Origin of the sequence: Staphylococcus sp. HMSC62A08 (assembly GCF_001839105.1) — a bacterium.
Lineage (GTDB): Bacteria > Bacillota > Bacilli > Staphylococcales > Staphylococcaceae > Staphylococcus > Staphylococcus caprae.
On record NZ_KV840029.1, the window covers coordinates 1 to 856 of the forward strand.

2 protein-coding genes are annotated in these 856 nt (G+C 28.3%); both read left to right on the forward strand.

The genetic code is table 11. The annotated features are described in order from the left end of the window. Nucleotides 1-653 (forward strand): methyltransferase domain-containing protein (locus HMPREF3264_RS03480; protein ID WP_141764436.1); only part of this gene is annotated, 653 nt, incomplete at its 5' end. A gap of 24 nt (nt 654-677) precedes the next feature. After that, a complete protein-coding gene (locus HMPREF3264_RS12585; RefSeq protein WP_107362890.1) occupies nt 678-821 on the forward strand; it encodes a hypothetical protein in 144 nt (47 codons plus the stop codon). Nucleotides 822-856: the final 35 nt, after the last annotated feature.

Sequence of the window (856 nt, forward strand, 5' to 3'; positions counted from 1 at the left end):
AAGAACACCCTGCTAGTAACTTAGATACTTATCAATCTATCAATCAATATATTAATTACTTAGAAAATGAAATGACAATGATAAAAGATAATAGTATAGATGTGGTTATATCTAATTGTGTTTTAAATTTAGTTTCAACAGATGAAAAAGAAGTATTATTCAAAGAAATTTACCGAGTTTTGAAAAATGGAGGTAAAGCAGTTATTTCAGATATCGTTTCTAATGTAGAAGTACCAGAAAAATTGAGACAAGATGAAAATTTGTGGAGTGGTTGCTATTCAGGAGCTATTCAGGAAAAATCATTTGTTGAGTCTTTCGAAGATGTAGGTTTTTATGGTGTGGAAATTGATAAACGTGAAGAAACATGGACTACTATTGAAGATATTGATTTTAGAAGTATGACTGTTATAGCTCATAAAGGTAAAGAAGGACCTTGTATTGATAAGGGACAATCAGTTATATACAAAGGGCCATTTAAACATATTGAAGATGATGATGACCATGTTTTTGAACGAGGTGAAAGAACATTTGTATGTGAAAAGATCTTTAATATATTAAAGCAAGCACCATATAAAGAAGTTTTTGAGTTTATAGATGAAAATGAAAATTTAATTAACAAAAGTGAATGTTGTGACACATCATGTGGATGTTAATTAATAATCAAAGGAGGTGTTATAATGGAAAAAAATGCATTTAAAAAAGCAATTTCTAAATTAAAACCTAAAGAACAAGCTTGTTGCTCTGTAGAAATTGAGGAAAAAGAAGAGAACAAAAAAGAAAATACAAACAAAGATCAAAATAATAATAAAGGCTGCTGTTAATGCGCTATTAAATACTAATTTTGCATTTCTCTACT

Bases quoted from the DNA above. Each gene is read 5' to 3' on its own strand.
- HMPREF3264_RS12585 (WP_107362890.1), top strand. From the start codon at position 678: ATGGAAAAAAATGCATTTAAAAAAGCAATTTCTAAATTAAAACCTAAA.